Raw genomic sequence first — 17,814 nt, forward strand, 5'->3', positions numbered from 1 at the left:
GAGATAATGCTGCATTCTGTATATTTATACAGTGTTTTTGTGGTGGGAGTATGACGTGCGTAAAATCATACATATCGATATGGATTGCTTTTATGCAGCCGTAGAAATGCGGGACGATCCTTCGTTGGTGAATATTCCTATGGCTGTTGGCGGCCGTAGGGAACAGCGTGGGGTTATCAGCACGGCTAATTATATTGCCCGTCGTTATGGCGTACATAGTGCCATGCCGGTCGCTCAGGCATTGAAATTGTGCCCTCATCTTAAGGTTTTGCCTGGACGCATGGAGATATATAAAGATATCTCCAAACATATTCAGCGTATATTTCAGCGTTATACTTCGATTATTGAACCACTTTCACTGGATGAAGCCTATCTGGACGTTACGGATTGTCCAATGTTTAATGGTTCTGCCACATTAATCGCTCAGGATATTCGGGCTACAATTCATCAAGAGTTGAAACTGACTGCATCTGCCGGAGTGGCATCTATCAAGTTTTTGGCAAAAATAGCATCAGATATTAATAAACCTAACGGTCAGTTTGTGATAGCCCCTGAGCGTATAGAGGAATTCTTATCAACGTTGCCCTTAACCAAAATTTCTGGTGTAGGAGCCGTAACCGGGAAAAAGCTGGCGGATTTAGGTTTGCATACCTGCAAAGATGTTCAGGATTTTGATTTAGCCACCTTACTCAATCGATTTGGTAAATTTGGTCGCATCCTGCATGAACGTTGTAATGGCATCGATCATCGGGAAGTGTGTAGCGATCGTCAGCGTAAATCTATTGGTGTGGAAACTACCTTATCGGAAGATATTCACGACTGGCAAAGTTGCCTGAGCGTTATTGAACGTTTGTATCCGGAGCTGGAACGTCGCTTAAGTAATGTCAGGCCTGATTTACGCATTGCCCGCCAGGGTGTAAAGCTGAAGTTTAATGATTTTCAGTTAACCACTCAGGAGCATGTCTGGCAAAGGCTGGACAGAAGCGATTTGTTGAACGTAGCTGAACAGGTCTGGCAGGAACGACGCCAGAATCGGGGAGTCAGGCTGGTTGGTTTACATGTGACGTTGGTGGATCCCCAGATAGAAAAACAGCTGGCGCTATTCTCGTAACGTTCAGGTAGGTAATGAAAACAGCTGAGCAGAGAAACTTTATTTCAATTCAGACAAAAAAATAACGGCGGATTTTCCGCCGTTATTTTTACATTAAGATAAATCAGTTGCGTTCAGGAATTGATTTTAATACCTGAGTCAGCAACTGCCAGTAGCGACCAACGCTGGCAATATGGACTTGCTCATCGGGAGAGTGTGCACCAGTGATGGTTGGCCCAATAGAGACCATATCCATTTCAGGGTAAGGGCGCTTGAACAAACCGCACTCCAGACCAGCATGGATCACCATAATATGAGGTGTGGTATCAAATAGCTTTTTATAGCTTTCGCGTACCAGATTCATAACCGGTGATGCCGGGTCTGGCTGCCAGCCTGGGTAACCGCCTTTAGCATTCACTTCTGCACCGGCTAATTCGCCTAATGAAGTCAGTACTTCAACCACATACTCTTTACCGCTGTCGATTAATGAACGGATCAGATAGAGAACCTGCGCATGATCCTGCTCGGTGCTCACCACACCAACGTTCAGGGAGGTTTCTACCACGCCTTTAACGGAGTCGCTCATGCGAACTACGCCGTTAGGACTGGCGTTAATCAGGCCAATCAGACGTGACTGACTATCCAGCGACAGAGCCTGTAAACCACATTCAGTTGGTTCAACCAGCAGTGCCATATTTTTTTCAACGGCAGCCAGTTCATGATTTATCAGGGCCAGATAGTCGGCACCGGCTTTTTTCAGTGCTTCAGCATTAGCAGGCGGCAGGCTTAATACCACGGTGGCTTCACGTGGAATAGCGTTACGCAGGGTGCCGCCATTGAAAGAGAGCAGACGGATTTGTAGCGCTTTAGCATGAGTTGTCAGAAAACGAGCCATCAGCTTGTTGGCATTACCTAAACCCAGATGAATGTCACCACCAGAGTGACCGCCTTTTAACCCTTTTAATGAGAGTTTAAACAGTTGGTTACCTGCCGGTACTGCTTCACGGGTCAATGGCAATCTTGTAATACAGTCTACGCCACCGGCGCAGCCCATATAGATTTCACCTTCGGTTTCGGAGTCAGTGTTAATCAGGATTTCACTTTGTAGCCAGTTTGGTTGCAGGCCAAAAGCGCCATCCATGCCGGTTTCTTCGGTCATGGTTAACAGAACTTCAATCGGACCGTGGGTTAATGTGTCATCGGATAACACCGCCAGAGCGGATGCCATACCAATACCATTATCGGCACCCAGCGTGGTTCCACGAGCCTTTAACCATTGGCCATCGACATAAGTTTGAATTGGGTCTTTTTCGAAATCGTGCTCGGTGTCGTTATTCTTCTGTGGAACCATATCCAGGTGAGCCTGTAAAACGACAGACTTACGATTTTCCATACCCGGAGTGGCTGGCTTACGGATCAGTATATTACCGACAGCATCGCGTTCAGCATGCAGTTTTTTTTCTTTCGCCCAGTTAACAATGTATTGCGCTAAGGCTTCTTCATGTTTAGATGGATGAGGAATTGAACAAATTTTTGCGAAGTGTTGCCATAGATGCTGTGGCGAAAGTTGAGCTAAATCAGACACGATAAGTCTCCTGTAACAATCTTCTGGTCAACGGCGAGGAATGCCGATGCTGTTATCAATAAGATTAGGGTAACGATAACATGGTTATTTTTAATTTCTTCTGCAACAGAATAACATTGAAAGCATAGAATTTGGCGTATATATCGTGTTGTTTGTCTATATTTTGCTCTTTTCTCACTGCTTAAAAGCGAACAGGGCAGAATATTAGCCGTTATCAGACCGGAATTATGGTTGTTTTAGTTCGTGTGCGTTGAAAAGAGCGTTTATTCACTATAATAGAGATTGATTATCTGACTAACGGGAGTGCTTTGTGCCGAGCCAACTATTTTCTATTCCACTGGTTAACATCCATGGTGAAACAAAAACTATGGCAGATTTTACGGCGAAAGCGATACTGGTGGTTAATACCGCCAGCGAATGTGGGTTTACGCCGCAATACGAGGAGCTGGAACAATTGTGGCAACGATACAGGGCTGAGGGACTGATGGTCTTAGGGTTTCCCTGTAATCAGTTTGGTCAGCAGGAGAAGGGCAGTAATCAGGAGATTGAGGCTTTTTGTCAGCTTAACTATGGGGTCAGTTTCCCGATGTTTGCCAAAGTTGAAGTCAATGGTTCTGGTGCTCATCCTTTGTTTGGTTATCTAAAGTCACAGGCTCCGGGCTTATTGGGACATCAGGCGATCAAATGGAACTTCACCAAATTTCTGATTAGCGATGAAGGACGTAAGGTAGAACGCTTTGCTCCGATGACAAAACCACTGACATTGGCAGATAAAATTGCCCGGATATTGAAGGATTCCCCAACAGACTAAGCTGACTGAATCAATGCGGGTTTGGGGCAATTAGTTTATTTTTCTCTGATATAACCGCTGGTTTTTATCGGCGTGTCTCTTTATAATCTGCTGCAACTTTTTTCCCCCTGATTATTATAGAAGCCATTATTTACTGGCTGGGATTCGATTTATATGAGCGAAAAATACGTCGTCACTTGGGATATGTTGCAGATTGAAGCCCGTAAGCTAGCTCGTCGCTTACTGCCGAAAGAGCAATGGAAAGGTATCATTGCTGTGAGTCGTGGAGGTTTAGTACCTGCTGCGTTACTGGCTCGCGAATTAAGCATCCGTTATGTAGATACCGTTTGTATCTCCAGCTATGACCATGATAATCAGCGCGAAATGAAAATTCTGAAGCGTGCTGAAGGTGATGGTGAAGGCTTTATTGTGATCGATGATTTAGTGGATACCGGCAGTACCGCTAAAGCCATTCGCGATATGTATCCAAAAGCTCACTTTGTGACTATTTTCGCTAAACCTGCAGGTAAGCCGCTGGTGGATGACTATGTGGTTGATATTCCACAGGACACCTGGATTGAGCAGCCGTGGGACATGGGCGTCGCATTTGTGAAGCCGATTGGCGATTGCTGATTATCAGATTCTGATACAAAGCCCGGTTAATACCGGGCTTTGTTGTTTTCAGGCAGGATTGAGAATGATAATACCGTCGTCGTCAGCATAGATATAATCACCTTCCTGGATTATCTGGCCGGCGAATTCTACGGATTCTCCCGTTGTTCCTGCTGATTTCTGGGCAGAACGTAACGGGATAGCACCAAGCGCTTTAATACCAACCGGCATTTGAGCCAGTTCTGCTTTATCGCGGATATAACCGTAGATAATCGCTCCCTGCCAGCCATTGTTAATTAAATTTGCCGCCAGATTATCCCCCAGCAGTGCGCAGCGTGCGCTTCCTCCACCGTCAACCACCATAATTCTGCCGTTGCCGGGCGTTAAGCTTAAGCTTTTTACCAGAGAGTTATCTTCAAAACACTTTACTGTTGCTACCGGGCCATGAAATTCGGTTTTTCCACCAAAGTCAGTGAACAATGGCGCAAATACCCGAACGCGATCGCTAAAAGCGTCGCACAGATCGGCTACTTTGGTGATGTTATTGGGGTTACCCATCTCTATTTTTCCTTGTATGAAAAACAATCACCGGAAACATAACTTATTACTTCTTAATATTCCACGACAAACTGGACGGTATCACTATAACTGCCAGCGGGTTGTGCTGGTTGATTGGGGTTAATGATTGCCGAGTAGGTCAGGCTTTGGCTCAGTCCATTACCGGAACCGGATAACTTGGACAGGCTATTCCAAACCGTGGTGTTGTCGGGGTAATAGATATTGTATTGCAGGACATTGTTTCCTGAACTTTTCATTTGCCGCCAGGGATCGCTGTAGTTATCACCATTAGTGAAGTAGGTCTTATAGGGGGTTTGAGCGGAGCATGTGAGCGTTACTGTATTGTTTGCTTTTATCGGAAATTGATCGACAAAAGCACTGCTGCCAAAATCAACATTGGTGGTGGTGATGATTTGACAATCTTTAGTCACAATCAGCTTGATCTGAATAGTGCTGGTACCTTCGTCAGGAGGGGACAAACTGACACAGGCGCCTAACAGATTAGCCAGACACATTTTAGAATACCAGTAGATGGTCACGGTATCCGTATAGGTTCCGGCAGGAATGTTTTGTAGTGGGGTAGTTTTGGTATAAATCGTCGTCGATCCACCTAACCCAACCACCAGCAAATTAAGAATATTAAGACCGCCGGCACCATAGTTTACGCTTTGATCTTTGATAAAAGGGTAACTGGTGGTGTTATCGGCGTATAGCATATAAGGAATTTTGGCACCGGGAATTTGAGTATTAACCAGATTCATATTATTGGTGGTGGTTTTCAAGGTTCCGGTTAATACACTACCGGATAACAGGTCGATACTTAGCCCTGAGCAGGCGATACCACCTGGTCCGGAGGTGCTTAGCCCATTGGCGCTATTGACGTTAAATGAGCTGGTGGTTCCAAGATCTTCTGGTGTGGGACTGGCGGTAATTCTGCAGGTAGCAGCCTGTAGCGGAGATGCCATGAGCAGAATAAACAGAATGACCCACGGAATCATATAGCGCGTTAAGATTAACGGTAATAGCTTGCTGTATATGTTCTTCATGGCTTTCCTTCTTCTGAACACACCAGCGTATTTAGCGTAATGACCCCTGTGGGCTCTGGTGTTGGTAACGTAAAGTGAACGTAGCATTGAGCACGGTTATCCGCTCGTTGAACCACTAAATTATTTTCTGCGGCAATATTTTCCAGATAGGAATCCCCATCCCAACCGACATAGCTCACATTATCCTGGCCGTTTAAATAGATAATGCTGCCTCTGGGGAGTGGAGTACCGTTGCTATCCACCAGCGTCAGGGTGGCCGGTAAGATCTTGCTGACAGGAAATTCAATAACGGTTCCGCTGCTTTGTTTGACCGAACGGTATTGTTCAACCACCGGAACTTTTACATCGGCAGGTAACCCTATTGGATCAATTTCATATTTTCCATGGGTATATGAGGTAACCGTTGGAATCAGTAAGTATCCATTACTATCGGTTTTCCCCAGCGGTTGGTTTTCATAACGCACCGGAATATCCGGATAACCAGTGGTTGAGATTAAGGCAAAGGAGTCACTAATGGTTCTGGAGGCGTAGAGATTTTGTTTAATCGCCACCACTGAACCGCTGACTTCGCCCCAGTAGGTTTGTTGGTCACTGCCATAAATCCCTCCCTGAAGGCGCATTTTGCGTGCCGAGAGGTCAAGACTGGCCTGTTTGTAATCCGTCTGTCCGGAAGGGTTTTTAGCATAGGAGAGGCTCCATCCCAATCCGCCGTCAGTAGGCGCAGCCCGGTTATAGTTAGCCTGATGTGCCAGTTATTGTTTTCATCACGGCTGGAACTGACAGAAGCGCCGCCCCAATCACCTAATGGAAGGCTAATAATGATCTGCGCACTGTAACTGGAAGCGCCAATCTCACGGTTAACCGAAGCATACAGGCTGCTGTTTTTAAACAGAGGGGTACTGTAAGACAGGTTTAGCAATCGAAAGCGATGATTATCAGACTGATGGACATCAAAGTAGCCAACACCGATAGAACCATATTGGTCAAAAGAGGTGTTAGCCGTAATTTGGTCAACCTGTTTGTCTAAGCGGTAGGTACTTTTATAGCTGGAAAGATCGCCATAACCATCGCGACGAATGACTCTCTGAGCATTGACTCCGAAATAACGTTGAGTGTAAGAATAACCAACAGAGCTTTGATTGCCATTGAGAGAGTGATTTTCAGACGGTGCAATATCAGGCGATAGTGTGGGGGCATTTACTGCCTGAAACGCGTCTTTTTGTGCATGGCTTTGACTGTATGAACCACTTAAAACACCAAAGGAGCCAAGTTTAATATTGGCACCCACGCCTTCAACATTTAACTGACTGGCTCCTTCTGCCCGACCTTCCAGCGTCATCCAGTTTGTTAAACCATAGCGCAGGGTGGCGCTGGCGGCATTATTATCATAATCAAAATTCTTTAAGCCGTAGTTATTACGTATCTTTCCCGCTGACAGGCTAAAGTCACTCAGCCCTTGCTGTAACAGCTCGCTGGAAACGTAAAACGATACTGACGTATTAACCTGACGGCCTAAAGGATCGGTTACCACCACGTTAGCATTACCAGCCCCATTAATGTAAGGCACGGTTTCAATGGTAAAGGGACCAGGGTTTACATTGGAGCTGGAGTACTTGTAACTATCGATGTAAACATCAACAGCGCTGGGGACGGCTGCCTGTCCGGCGAACTGTGGTAAGGGGTAAGTAATTAAATCCGGACGGGTTGAGAAATTACGACCAATCTGTAGCCCACCAAGGCGAATGGAAGTACTCCAGGGAAGCGCATCGGTAATAATGTCGCCAATGCTGTATTTCAGCATGTGTTTTTCATCGTTGTAATACCATTTGGTGTCATAACGAAGGTAGCGGTTGTTAGTACTGCTATTGGTGTCTGAATTCAGATTCTGGTTATAGACACCATTATTAGAAAGAACACCGATGGCACCTAATAAACGCTGTTCGGTATAGGCAGAAACGGCATTACTTTCTGTGTCGCCAGAGTTATGGCTGGCATAGATATCATAGTTAAACAGAAGGCCAAGCGTGCTTTCTGCCTGCTCAAAGGATTGGGCTTTATAATCTTTTATTTTCTGTTCAGGCAGCCAGTCGGATGGCACCGTGATTAACAATTGCTGAGTATTACTTTCATAACTGGCTTGCACATCTTTAAGCGTATCGATTTCAACTTCCGGGGCATCGGTAATTTTTAGCGGTAAATCGAGGCGATTAAAGGCTTCAGCGGTGATGTAGTAATGGCCCGAACGGTAAGCAACGGGAGTGACATCTTGTGTCTGACGGCCATTAATGACAATTTCTAACATCAGTGACATTTCTGGCAGCGCATCGGTATCAGAAACCGGACGCGGTGGCGCATCCGGCCTCTCTGATAGCGATGACTCGCTCGCTGATGGCGTCGGTGATACAGCCATTAGCGGCAGGGAAACCAGTAAAATATTCAAAGGCAATAAGACTTTGTTAAACAGTGTGTCGCGCAGAAACACACTGAAATCAAATTCTCTTGCTGTGTTAATTATCATCTTGACCGGCGCTAGCGTTTGAGTAGTTGAACCGGATCGGGATCGTTATTAATCAGCGCCTGTAGCTTGTCATAGCTCGAAGCCCGACTGTTTTTAGAAACAGGGAAACTCATGGCCGAACCGGGCAGTACATATCCCACCAGACCATCTACCAGCGTTGTAGCTTTGTTTCCGGATAAACTGCTCAATTTTGACAGGCGAGCATGAACCTTACCGTCATTCCTGACGTTAAGATAAGATTGCCCATTCAGATTGCTTATCTGGTAACTGAGTTCCGGCGTCGTTGCTGTTTTAATGTCTCTGTTTTTGTTGTAATCAGGATTGGTCCAAATCCCCTGACCGCTAACAAACAGTGGAATGGAGTAACGCATTTGGAATTTCACACCGATACTGACACTCTGGCTATCCTCTGGCTCACTATCTTTTTTAGCTCTTGGCGTTTCATCCACCAGAATTCGATAGGCTTTTTCCTGATTTGCCGGGATTTTGATATTTTTTACCAGACGAACCATCTGACGTTTTCCCGGCTCAATCAGAACGAAAGGTGGGCTAACCGAAATGTCCGACTGCCGTTGATATTGGTTTTCACCGGAGCTTTGTTGCCACTCCAGCACCCGAATTTGCATATAGGCGGGTTTACTATCCTGATTCTCCAACCAGATAGCTGTAGCATTTTGTTCATCTTCAATAACCGGATCGATTGGCCAGATAAGAATTGAACCGGCATAAGACAGTGATTGAAAATAAAAACAGAAAAACAGTAGGGTAGAAGTGATCAGTAATACAGGTCGTTTTATCAGTGTCATAGATCTTTCATCCGTAAACATAATAGTTTAATAACTAACGGTAATTAGTACGGTATCGTTGTATTGCCCCACAGCGGGTAGCGAGGCAGAGGCAAACAGACGAGCATAAATATCGATTTTTTGTACGCTACCATCGCTCACGACCATCAAAGTTTGTCCGCCATTGCTGCCATTTCCCCAAATGGTGGAACGATTGCTATCCTGGTAGAGCTGATATTTCAGGGTGTTGGTACCCGTGGTGAGTTTCATTAACCGACCAGTACCAATAGCCCCTCCGCTGTTCAATCCGCTGTCGATCCCCAACGTGACATTGGTTTTTGGTGTACATCTCACCATGATTGAGCCGGCGTTTTGTATTGATGTCACATCGATATTGCTGAACAGTGAGGAGATGTTGTTACCAAAATTGATTACTGCCAAAGCTGGTAGCATCATTGCCCGCTGAGCCAAGAATGCAGCCAGCAGTGATGGTGGCATTGATTTTGACGTCTTTGGTTCGAGTGTCTGCGTAAACCACAGTAGCCATGGCGAGGCAAGTCAGAATCAGACCCAGAGTAGAAATAACGATCATAAAAGCAGGAATAGTGGTTCTCATTTTTATTACCAACTTACTGTTACTTGCACCGTGTCGGTATAGCTATCGGCTACCGGAGTTGATTGTGCAGGAATATATCCATACACATTGACCCATTCCTGCAGGCCGTTAGCGGTTTTAGTAATACCTTGAGTATCGTCCCAGATAGCGGTGTAGTTAGCGTCACTATAGAGGTTATAGCTGACCCGTTGACCGGACTGACTGCCTGTCATATAGCGCTGTGCTACATTGCCGCTTTTTCCTGCTCCTAAAACAATTTGATAATTAACTCCGGGTGCACACTGCACCAGAATGGCTCCGGCGTTGCTTTGTCCAATCAGCTTAATCTCTCGACTTAATGTACTGTGAGTACCAAAATTCATGACACCAAAGGTTGTGGTTCCTCCGGTGGTAGAACCCGCACTGCAGGCGGGAATGACGTTAGCAGTAATGGAAACCGTTGCAGATTTTATTGTTACTGCCAACGCCGATAAGGGGGTAATAATATTGATTACCAATAAGATGCACTGACAGGCTTTAAACCAAAGATGCATTGTTACCCCTGATACTCGTTGCGTACACGTGGCTAAAGTTGGAGATTACCAGTCCACAGTAACCAGAACGGTATCCGAGTAGATGCCCGCTGATGGTGTATTTTGTGGTGGTACCAAACCATATACGGTCAGATCATCAGGTGCGCCAGTTGAGGTTCTGCTTAACAGTGTTGTATCTTCCCAAAGTACGGCGCGTAGGGAATCCTGATAGAGGTTGTAATTGATAAATTCAGTTCCCTGTGCCAAACGACGTTGTGTACCGGTAGGATGTTCGCCACTGTCCAGAGTGACGGTATAGGGTAGAGTATTAGTACATTGAACTTTGATGGTGCCACTGCTGCTGCTGGCTGATTGTGCTGTAATATTATTAGCTAATGTAGAATGACTACCAAAGTCCAGTGTACCCAATCCCGTTGGTGAACCCTGAACGCTATTGCCATTAATTGCACAACCATTAGTAATAGTTAGTTGCACGCCTAATGTACCGCTTACCTGGCCATTGCCTGCAGCAAAGACAGTGGCTGAACTGACGAGTGATGTTATGCAGGTTAATGCAAGAAAAACTTTCTTCATGTCTTTGCTCCCAAGATGACTAAAGCATATTTAAATGACGATCTATTTCCCACCGCAATAAAAATGGAGGTGTTGTGATTTGCATTTTCAATCTGATAGGTTATTTCTGTTCAGATATCTATGAATATAGTAATGATTCTAAAATCTTCAATTAAACATAATGATATTTTTAGCTTCAGTGCTATATATTGGCGGTTTTCTGTTTTTTTGAATGGTTTTTTTATGCTTTTAAATTATTTTTATCTTATAAATCAATTTATTAAATTATCAATATAATTTTTGTGGGGTATTAATTTCAACCGTGTCAAACACGATGTGATTAATTAATATTAGATGTTAGTCTAACTTTAAATATTGAGACAAAAGTATTTTTATTAATGAAAATTAATTTAAGTGGTAATTAAAATATAACTTATATATATAACATGTTGACTTGGGTTATTTCCGATTAATACGTCAGTTGTTAATTGTTCTAATACTTATATTGGTAGTGAAAAGTAAGGCTGTGTAATTATCCAGTTGTTGACTTCATCTGCTACCATTTATTGGGTACACTGGTGAAATCATGTTATTCAGGCCGAGTAATAAACATAAGCCTGTACAGGAGATTGTTGCACCATCATGCCAAAAGCTAATCTTTCAGAAGTGCTGTTTAAACCCTCTTTTAAACATCCGGAAACCTCAACGCTGGTTAAGCGTATAGAACAAACCAATGCCAGTATTCAATCGTCGCTGGAAGGAGAAACCCAGTCCAACTGGTATCGTATGATCAATAAAACCATATGGTCCTGGCGTGGTGTTGATCCTATCGAAGCTGAAGAAGTTCTGGCACGTATCGCCGCTTCTCCTAATGAACGAACGGATGAAGGGCTATTAGATACGGTTGTTGGCTATCGGGGTGGTAACTGGATTTACGAGTGGGCAAAAGAGGGCATGGTCTGGCAGAAAAAAGCCTTAGATCTGGCGTGTCAGGATCCGATAACGGCTGGCAGTTACTGGTTAAAAGCTTCTCATTTCTACAGCATTGCCAGCTATCCTCACTTGCGAGGCGATCAGTTAGCGGAGCAGGCGGAGCTATTGGCTGACAGAGCCTATAAAGAAGCCGCAAACTATTTACCCTTTGAGCTGAAATCTATCGATTTTAAAGTTGATGGCGGTAATCTGACCGGTTTTCTGCATATTCCTTCTAAGGGAAAAGGGCCACATCCGACGGTGTTATTGTGCGGAGGATTAGATAATTTACAGAACGATTATTATCCTCTGTTTGTGAATTATCTGGCACCAAAAGGCATTGCGATGCTGTGTGTTGATTTACCTTCCCTTGGTTTTTCATCTCGCTGGACCTTAACCGAAGATACCAGTTTGCTCCATCAGCAGGTGCTGAATCAGTTGGATCAGGTGCCCTGGATTGATCATCAGCGTGTCGTAGCGTTGGGCATACGTTTTGGCGCAAATGTGGCAGTTCGTCTGGGATATCTGGAGTCACGCCGTCTGCGTGGTGTCGCCTGTCTGGGCCCGATTGTTCACGATTTGTTTGTGAATAAAGAAACCCAGCTTAAGACGCCAATTGTCTATCGGGATATGATCGCCAGCCGCCTGAAGATGGATTCAACCACCGATAATTTATTACATACCGAGCTAAGCCGCTACTCGCTGAAAACGCAAGGGTTGTTGGGGCGGCGCTGTCCAATTCCTATGTGTTCAGTCAGTTTTGAGAAGGACGTTTTCAGCCCATTATCAGAATCAAAGCTGATAGTGTCTTCTACTGGTGATGGAAAATTAATCACTGTCGCTTCGACGCCATTACTCAGTAATTTAAATAGCGGGCTGGAACAATTAAGCGAGTGGATTAATCAAAAGTTATGCTAATATCCTCGGCGGCTGTTAACTAGTTGTTAAATTATAATTTACTGGGGCTACATCATGCTATTAGCAAATGGTCATTCAAGAAACAAGCTGATTAAAGAATTTATCACTCTGGGACCGTATATCAGGGAGTCTCAATGTAAAGGGAATCACTATTTTTTTGATTGTTGGGCTGTCTGCGTTAGCAGCAAGCCAGCCCCGGAAAAAAGAGAGTTTTGGGGATGGTGGATGGATATTGAAGCTGATGAACAGGGCTTCACTTACAGTTGCCAAATCGGACTGTTTGATAAAGTCGGTGAGTGGCAGGTAAAAACTATCAAGGATGCGGATATTCAACAGGAAGTTGAGCAAAATTTGCACGCCTTTCAGCAAAAACTTCAGGACTATCTGACATCGATTAAACTCAGTTTTCGGCAAGCCCAGACTGAATTAGCAAAAAGTCCGGATAAACTTTCCGTCTGATCAATTTTTTCTCCAAATCTCGCCTATTTCGCGTTATGCCTGTTGGCATAACGCGTCACACCTGCTAAAAAGGTCTTCTTGCATCCTTTCTTGATATTCAACGGCAGAACATTATGAATAGCAGCCAAACGTTGGTGGTTAAACTGGGAACCAGCGTACTTACAGGCGGGTCACTGCGTTTAAACCGTGCCCATATTGTTGAATTAGTGCGTCAGTGTGCGCAACAGCATGCACTTGGTCATCGCATTATTATCGTCACTTCTGGCGCAATTGCCGCCGGACGTGAGCATCTTGGTTACCCCGAATTGCCCGCGACCATTGCTTCCAAGCAATTGCTGGCGGCAGTAGGGCAAAGTCGATTAATTCAGCTTTGGGAACAACTGTTCTCAATTTATGGCATCAATATTGGCCAGATGCTGCTTACCCGTGCCGATCTGGAAGATCGTGAACGCTTTTTAAATGCGCGCGATATGATGCAGGCTCTGCTGGATAACCAAATTGTTCCGGTGATTAATGAGAATGATGCAGTAGCGACGGCAGAAATTAAAGTCGGTGACAATGATAATCTTTCTGCGCTGGCAGCGATTCTCGGTGGAGCCGATAAGCTATTGCTGCTAACCGATCAGTCGGGATTATTTACTGCCGATCCTCGCCATAATCCGGACGCAGAATTAATTCGTGAAGTTCACAGTATTGATAGTGCTCTGAGGGCTATTGCCGGTGACAGCATATCCGGACTGGGAACTGGGGGGATGGCAACGAAATTACAGGCAGCCGATGTTGCAGGCAGAGCCGGGATTGAGGTGGTCATTGCCGCAGGTAGCAAGCCAGGAGTGATTGGCGATGTGATCAATGATATCTCTGTTGGTACACGCTTCCATGCTCAGACATCACCTCTTGAGAACCGCAAACGTTGGATTTTTGGTGCACCGCCAGCGGGTGAAATTACCATTGATGATGGTGCTGTTCAGGCCATGCTGGAGCGGGGAAGTTCGCTGTTGCCGAAAGGTATTAAGCAGGTAAAAGGCGACTTTTCTCGCGGCGAGGTTATTCGTATTCGCGATCTGTCCGGGCGTGATTTGGCCCACGGTGTAGCGCGTTATAACAGTGACGCATTGCGTATGATTGCAGGGCACCATTCTCAGAAAATTGATGAAATATTAGGTTATGAATATGGTTCGGTTGCAGTTCACCGCGACGACATGATCATCAACTAGGAGTATTAGCAATGTTAGAGCAAATGGGGATGGCCGCTAAAAAGGCATCTTATCAATTAGCGGTGTTGAGTTCAGCCAAGAAAAACCAGGCGCTGGCCGTGATGGCTGACACACTGGAAGCTAACAGCGATACTATTTTGGCTGCGAATGAAAAAGATATCGCGAATGCACAACAGGCTGGCCTGAGCGAGGCGATGATCGATCGTCTGATGTTGACGCCATCCCGCCTGGCATCAATTGCCAATGATGTGCGTCACGTTTACCGTCTAACCGATCCTGTTGGTCATATTATCGATGGGGCATTGATGGACAGCGGTCTGCAGTTACAGCGCCGTCGGGTTCCTCTTGGTGTGGTCGGGGTAATTTATGAGTCGCGCCCTAATGTCACTATTGATGTTGCTTCGTTATGTCTGAAAACCGGTAATGCAGTGATTCTGCGCGGTGGAAAAGAGACGGTAAATACCAATCAGGCGATGGTTGAAGTGATTCAACTGGCGCTTAAAAAATGTGGTTTACCGGCAGCGGCAGTGCAATCCATTGATAATCCGGATCGCGCATTAATCAATGAGCTGCTTAAACTCGACCGTTATGTTGATATGATCATTCCTCGTGGTGGGGCTGCACTGCATAAGTTATGTAAAGAAAATTCCACGATTCCTGTGATTATCGGCGGCATTGGCGTTTGTCATACCTTTGTTGATGAGTGTGCAGATTTTGATAAAGCGCTGATGATTATTGAGAATGCAAAAACTCAGCGCCCAAGCACCTGTAATACTCTGGAAACGTTACTGGTACATCGTGCGATTGCCTCGACTTTTCTGCCTAAGCTGGCAGAGAAAATGCACTCCTGTGGTGTAACGCTACATGCTTCACCTGAAGCGATGATGTACCTCAGCGGTGGGGAAGTGAAAGTTGTACAGGTAAATGATGAAGAGTATGACAACGAATGGCTGTCACTGGATCTGAACGTTGCCGTTGTTGAAGGGTTGGATGAAGCGATTGAACATATTCGTTTACACGGTAGCGCTCACTCGGATGCTATTTTAACGCGCTCTCTGATCAATGCCGACCGTTTCGTTAATGAGGTGGATTCTGCGGCGGTATATGTTAATGCCAGCACACGCTTCACCGATGGTGGGCAGTTTGGTTTAGGGGCTGAGGTTGCTGTTAGTACACAGAAGCTTCACGCTCGTGGCCCGATGGGGCTGGAAGCATTAACCACTTATAAGTGGATTGGCTTCGGTGATGATTTAATTCGTCGTTAATTGTTCTGCCAACTTAAAACAAAAAACCCGCTAACGGCGGGTTTTTTGTTTGCAGCAATGTTAGCTTAAAAGTTGGTATAGCCTTTTTCACGCATGCATTCACCAACCAGATCAACTTGCTGTTGTTCTTTCACCAGAATTTTATTCACGGTTTCATCGGAACCAGTTTCATTGAGTGGGTCGGAATGATAGCTGTTATTGGCAGACGATCTGCTCTCTTTCTCACACTGGACCCGGTCAGTGTCAGCGGTTTGTGCTGATGCGCCTGCCTTTGACCAGTTGCCTACCTCTGGTGCGCTGTTACAACCAGCCAGCACAAACAGAGATAGCAATGAGACAATTAATACCTTACCCATAATCACTCCATTAATAAGTTGATAATCCACACCTGAATAAATATAGACTAGTTTTGATAACGGAATAATTTATAAGTGAAATTATAAAGATAAACAATAATTATTATGTGGATAATGAACCATTGAACATTATCTGCGCGCTTCAAATGCCATTCTTACCGCCAGACCGGCAAGAACTGTGCCCATCAACCAGCGCTGAACCAGCATCCATGCGGGTCTTCCCGTTAGAAAACCGGCAATAGAACCCGCCATAATCGCAATCATTGCGTTGATGGTGACGCTGGTAACAATTTGGATTGAACCCAAAACCAGTGACTGTGTTAGTACGCTACCGTGGTCAGGCGTAATAAACTGTGGCAACAGGGACAAATACATTATGGCGATCTTGGGGTTGAGCAAGTTAGTGATAAACCCCATAGTGAACAGCTTCTTAGGGCTGTCTTTAGGTAAACTTTTGACCTGAAATGGTGAACGCCCACCGGGCTTAACAGCCTGCCATGCCAGATACAGTAAGTAGATCATCCCACCAAAGCATAGGGCTTCATAAGCATAAGGCACTGCCAGCATAAGCGTAGTGATACCAAAAGCGGCACATAACATATACAACACAAAGCCCAGAGCAACACCGGTTAATGAGATCAACCCGGCAACCCGCCCTTGAGAGATAGAACGAGAGACCAGATACAACATATTTGGACCAGGCGTTAATGCCATGCCTAAAGACAAAATTGAAAATGCAATAATCTGTGATGTATCAGGCATAAGTCATACCTTCTGGTCGGTGAATTGGCTTAATCGGGTGGGAGCACTTCTGTTATAGCTGATTTTTTCAACAATAATCAATCATTGATTTGTTATTGCACCGATTTAATTTTTTTATCGCTGGATATTGAATTGGTTGTTAATATCAACTAAATTAAGTTGATATTAAGTACTATATTTGAGTGCGATATGGAACCAACATCTTTACGCTTTCTATCAAGAATTTTAGTCAGAGAACTGGGGGTAATGGATAAGTGGGTGAGCGGAACTCAGCTTTCCCCTTTGCAGGCCCATAGTCTGATTGAACTTGATGAACATCCTTTATCTGGCCTGGAACTGGCGACAGTACTTAAGGTCGATAAATCCAGCGTGAGCCGTATTCTGCAAGGGTTAAAACAGCAGGGGTTGATAGAGATATATCCTAACCCGGTTGATGGCCGCAGCACGTTGAACCAGTTAACCAAAGCTGGCAGGAAACAGTTGGAACAACTGAATAGTCTGGCTAATGCTTACAACGCCAAAATTCTTCAGCAACTGGGTTCAGATGAGTATCAAACGTTGATGTCTTCAATGAAGAAATATGTCTCAGCGATACAGAGTGTCGCCAGACAGTCTTCCAGAACCATTACCATTCGCCCAATTGAAGCCAGAGATAATGCAGCGCTTGCTGAGATTATCATGTCCGTATTTGGCGAATATGGTTTGTTAGGGCAAGAAGGTTTTAGCTTCTCCGATCCAATACTTCATCAACTATCAGATGTATATAACCAGCAGGGCAGTGCTTATTGGGTCGTTGAACTGGATGGCATCGTATCCGGTGGTGTCGGTATCGCATCAATGGAGGATGGATATTGTGAATTACAGAAGCTCTATTTCTTACCGTCTGTCCGGGGCATGGGTATTGCCCGCCGTATGGTGATTACTGCGTTGGAATTCGCCCGTCAGCAGGGTTATGCCTATTGCTATCTGGAGAGTACCGCAACGCTAAAAGCGTCCCTGAAATTGTATGAATCAGTGGGGTTTGAGTATGTGGAGGAAAGGGTTGGGGCGAGTGGTCATCATGCATGTGAAGTGCTGATGGTGAAGAAACTGCGTTAAAAACAGATACCGTTAGTATAGAGAATGCTTCATCTGTAAATTCTACCTTGCCCGGCGATGTGTAACAGCCGGGCAAGGGATA

Annotated in this window: 19 protein-coding genes and 1 pseudogene; 8 read left to right on the top strand and 12 right to left on the bottom strand. The window is 45.0% G+C overall.

Features of this window, described 5'->3' with window-relative positions; genetic code table 11:
• Positions 1-55: 55 nt before the first annotated feature.
• Positions 56-1,111 (top strand): DNA polymerase IV, encoded by a 1,056-nt coding sequence (gene dinB / locus EKN56_RS04315; RefSeq protein WP_130590676.1) that lies wholly within the window; start codon positions 56-58, stop codon positions 1,109-1,111.
• A gap of 103 nt (positions 1,112-1,214) precedes the next feature.
• Here dinB and EKN56_RS04320 read toward each other — a convergent pair whose 3' ends face one another.
• Positions 1,215-2,675, bottom strand: a complete 1,461-nt coding sequence (locus EKN56_RS04320; protein ID WP_130590677.1) for an aminoacyl-histidine dipeptidase — start codon at positions 2,673-2,675, stop codon at positions 1,215-1,217.
• Positions 2,676-2,985: 310 nt separating this feature from the next.
• Here EKN56_RS04320 and EKN56_RS04325 point away from each other — a divergent pair, with 310 nt between their 5' ends.
• Entirely contained in the window at positions 2,986-3,486 is a 501-nt protein-coding gene (locus tag EKN56_RS04325) for a glutathione peroxidase (RefSeq protein WP_130590678.1), read from the top strand.
• 153 nt (positions 3,487-3,639) lie between these two features.
• Complete coding sequence (gpt, locus tag EKN56_RS04330) at positions 3,640-4,098, top strand: xanthine phosphoribosyltransferase (protein WP_108901759.1); 459 nt, start codon at positions 3,640-3,642, stop codon at positions 4,096-4,098.
• Positions 4,099-4,146: 48 nt separating this feature from the next.
• On the opposite strand, the gene rraA is transcribed toward gpt, so the two are convergent.
• From rraA to EKN56_RS04365, 9 genes and pseudogenes are all read right to left on the bottom strand, one after another.
• Positions 4,147-4,635, bottom strand: a complete 489-nt coding sequence (gene rraA, locus EKN56_RS04335; protein ID WP_130590679.1) for a ribonuclease E activity regulator RraA — start codon at positions 4,633-4,635, stop codon at positions 4,147-4,149.
• Between the two features lie 53 nt (positions 4,636-4,688).
• Positions 4,689-5,681, bottom strand: a complete 993-nt coding sequence (locus EKN56_RS04340) for a Csu type fimbrial protein (protein WP_168189606.1) — start codon at positions 5,679-5,681, stop codon at positions 4,689-4,691.
• Complete coding sequence (locus EKN56_RS21440) at positions 5,678-6,385, bottom strand: FimD/PapC C-terminal domain-containing protein (protein WP_260676982.1); 708 nt, start codon at positions 6,383-6,385, stop codon at positions 5,678-5,680. The genes EKN56_RS04340 and EKN56_RS21440 overlap by 4 nt, the downstream gene beginning before the upstream one ends.
• Positions 6,386-6,483: 98 nt before the next feature.
• Positions 6,484-8,199 (bottom strand): annotated as a pseudogene (locus tag EKN56_RS21545) (fimbria/pilus outer membrane usher protein); the annotation flags it as partial.
• An 11-nt stretch (positions 8,200-8,210) separates the two neighbouring features.
• A complete protein-coding gene (locus EKN56_RS04350) occupies positions 8,211-9,005 on the bottom strand; it encodes a fimbrial biogenesis chaperone (RefSeq protein WP_130590681.1) in 795 nt (264 codons plus the stop codon).
• A 27-nt stretch (positions 9,006-9,032) separates the two neighbouring features.
• The gene (locus EKN56_RS04355) at positions 9,033-9,425 is read right to left on the bottom strand and encodes a Csu type fimbrial protein (RefSeq protein WP_168189607.1); all 393 of its coding nucleotides are present in this window, start codon (positions 9,423-9,425) and stop codon (positions 9,033-9,035) included.
• Positions 9,403-9,600, bottom strand: a complete 198-nt coding sequence (locus EKN56_RS20860) for a hypothetical protein (RefSeq protein WP_142665320.1) — start codon at positions 9,598-9,600, stop codon at positions 9,403-9,405. The genes EKN56_RS04355 and EKN56_RS20860 overlap by 23 nt, the downstream gene beginning before the upstream one ends.
• Before the next feature lie 5 nt (positions 9,601-9,605).
• On the bottom strand, positions 9,606-10,133 hold the full coding sequence (locus EKN56_RS04360; RefSeq protein ID WP_130590683.1) for a Csu type fimbrial protein: 528 nt from the start codon (positions 10,131-10,133) through the stop codon (positions 9,606-9,608).
• 45 nt (positions 10,134-10,178) lie between these two features.
• The gene (locus EKN56_RS04365; RefSeq protein ID WP_130590684.1) at positions 10,179-10,706 is read right to left on the bottom strand and encodes a Csu type fimbrial protein; all 528 of its coding nucleotides are present in this window, start codon (positions 10,704-10,706) and stop codon (positions 10,179-10,181) included.
• Between the two features lie 621 nt (positions 10,707-11,327).
• On the opposite strand from EKN56_RS04365, the gene frsA reads away from it, so the two are divergent.
• The 4 genes from frsA to proA all read left to right on the top strand — a co-directional run bounded on the left by frsA (position 11,328) and on the right by proA (position 15,516).
• Positions 11,328-12,575 (top strand): esterase FrsA, encoded by a 1,248-nt coding sequence (frsA, locus tag EKN56_RS04370; protein WP_130590685.1) that lies wholly within the window; start codon positions 11,328-11,330, stop codon positions 12,573-12,575.
• A gap of 54 nt (positions 12,576-12,629) precedes the next feature.
• Entirely contained in the window at positions 12,630-13,034 is a 405-nt protein-coding gene (crl, locus tag EKN56_RS04375) for a sigma factor-binding protein Crl (RefSeq protein WP_130590686.1), read from the top strand.
• Between the two features lie 113 nt (positions 13,035-13,147).
• The gene (gene proB / locus EKN56_RS04380) at positions 13,148-14,251 is read left to right on the top strand and encodes a glutamate 5-kinase (RefSeq protein ID WP_130590687.1); all 1,104 of its coding nucleotides are present in this window, start codon (positions 13,148-13,150) and stop codon (positions 14,249-14,251) included.
• 11 nt (positions 14,252-14,262) lie between these two features.
• The gene (proA, locus tag EKN56_RS04385) at positions 14,263-15,516 is read left to right on the top strand and encodes a glutamate-5-semialdehyde dehydrogenase (RefSeq protein WP_130590688.1); all 1,254 of its coding nucleotides are present in this window, start codon (positions 14,263-14,265) and stop codon (positions 15,514-15,516) included.
• Positions 15,517-15,581: 65 nt separating this feature from the next.
• Here proA and EKN56_RS04390 read toward each other — a convergent pair whose 3' ends face one another.
• Both EKN56_RS04390 and EKN56_RS04395 read right to left on the bottom strand, forming a co-directional pair.
• A complete protein-coding gene (locus tag EKN56_RS04390) occupies positions 15,582-15,872 on the bottom strand; it encodes a hypothetical protein (protein WP_130590689.1) in 291 nt (96 codons plus the stop codon).
• A gap of 129 nt (positions 15,873-16,001) precedes the next feature.
• Positions 16,002-16,634: a LysE family translocator gene (locus tag EKN56_RS04395; RefSeq protein WP_130590690.1), complete on the bottom strand. Its 633-nt coding sequence runs from the start codon at positions 16,632-16,634 to the stop codon at positions 16,002-16,004.
• Positions 16,635-16,823: 189 nt separating this feature from the next.
• On the opposite strand from EKN56_RS04395, the gene EKN56_RS04400 reads away from it, so the two are divergent.
• A complete protein-coding gene (locus EKN56_RS04400) occupies positions 16,824-17,732 on the top strand; it encodes a bifunctional helix-turn-helix transcriptional regulator/GNAT family N-acetyltransferase (protein ID WP_130590691.1) in 909 nt (302 codons plus the stop codon).
• The last annotated feature ends 82 nt before the right edge of the window (positions 17,733-17,814 follow it).

The sequence above is a fragment of the Limnobaculum zhutongyuii genome, from assembly GCF_004295645.1.
Lineage (GTDB): Bacteria > Pseudomonadota > Gammaproteobacteria > Enterobacterales > Enterobacteriaceae > Limnobaculum > Limnobaculum zhutongyuii.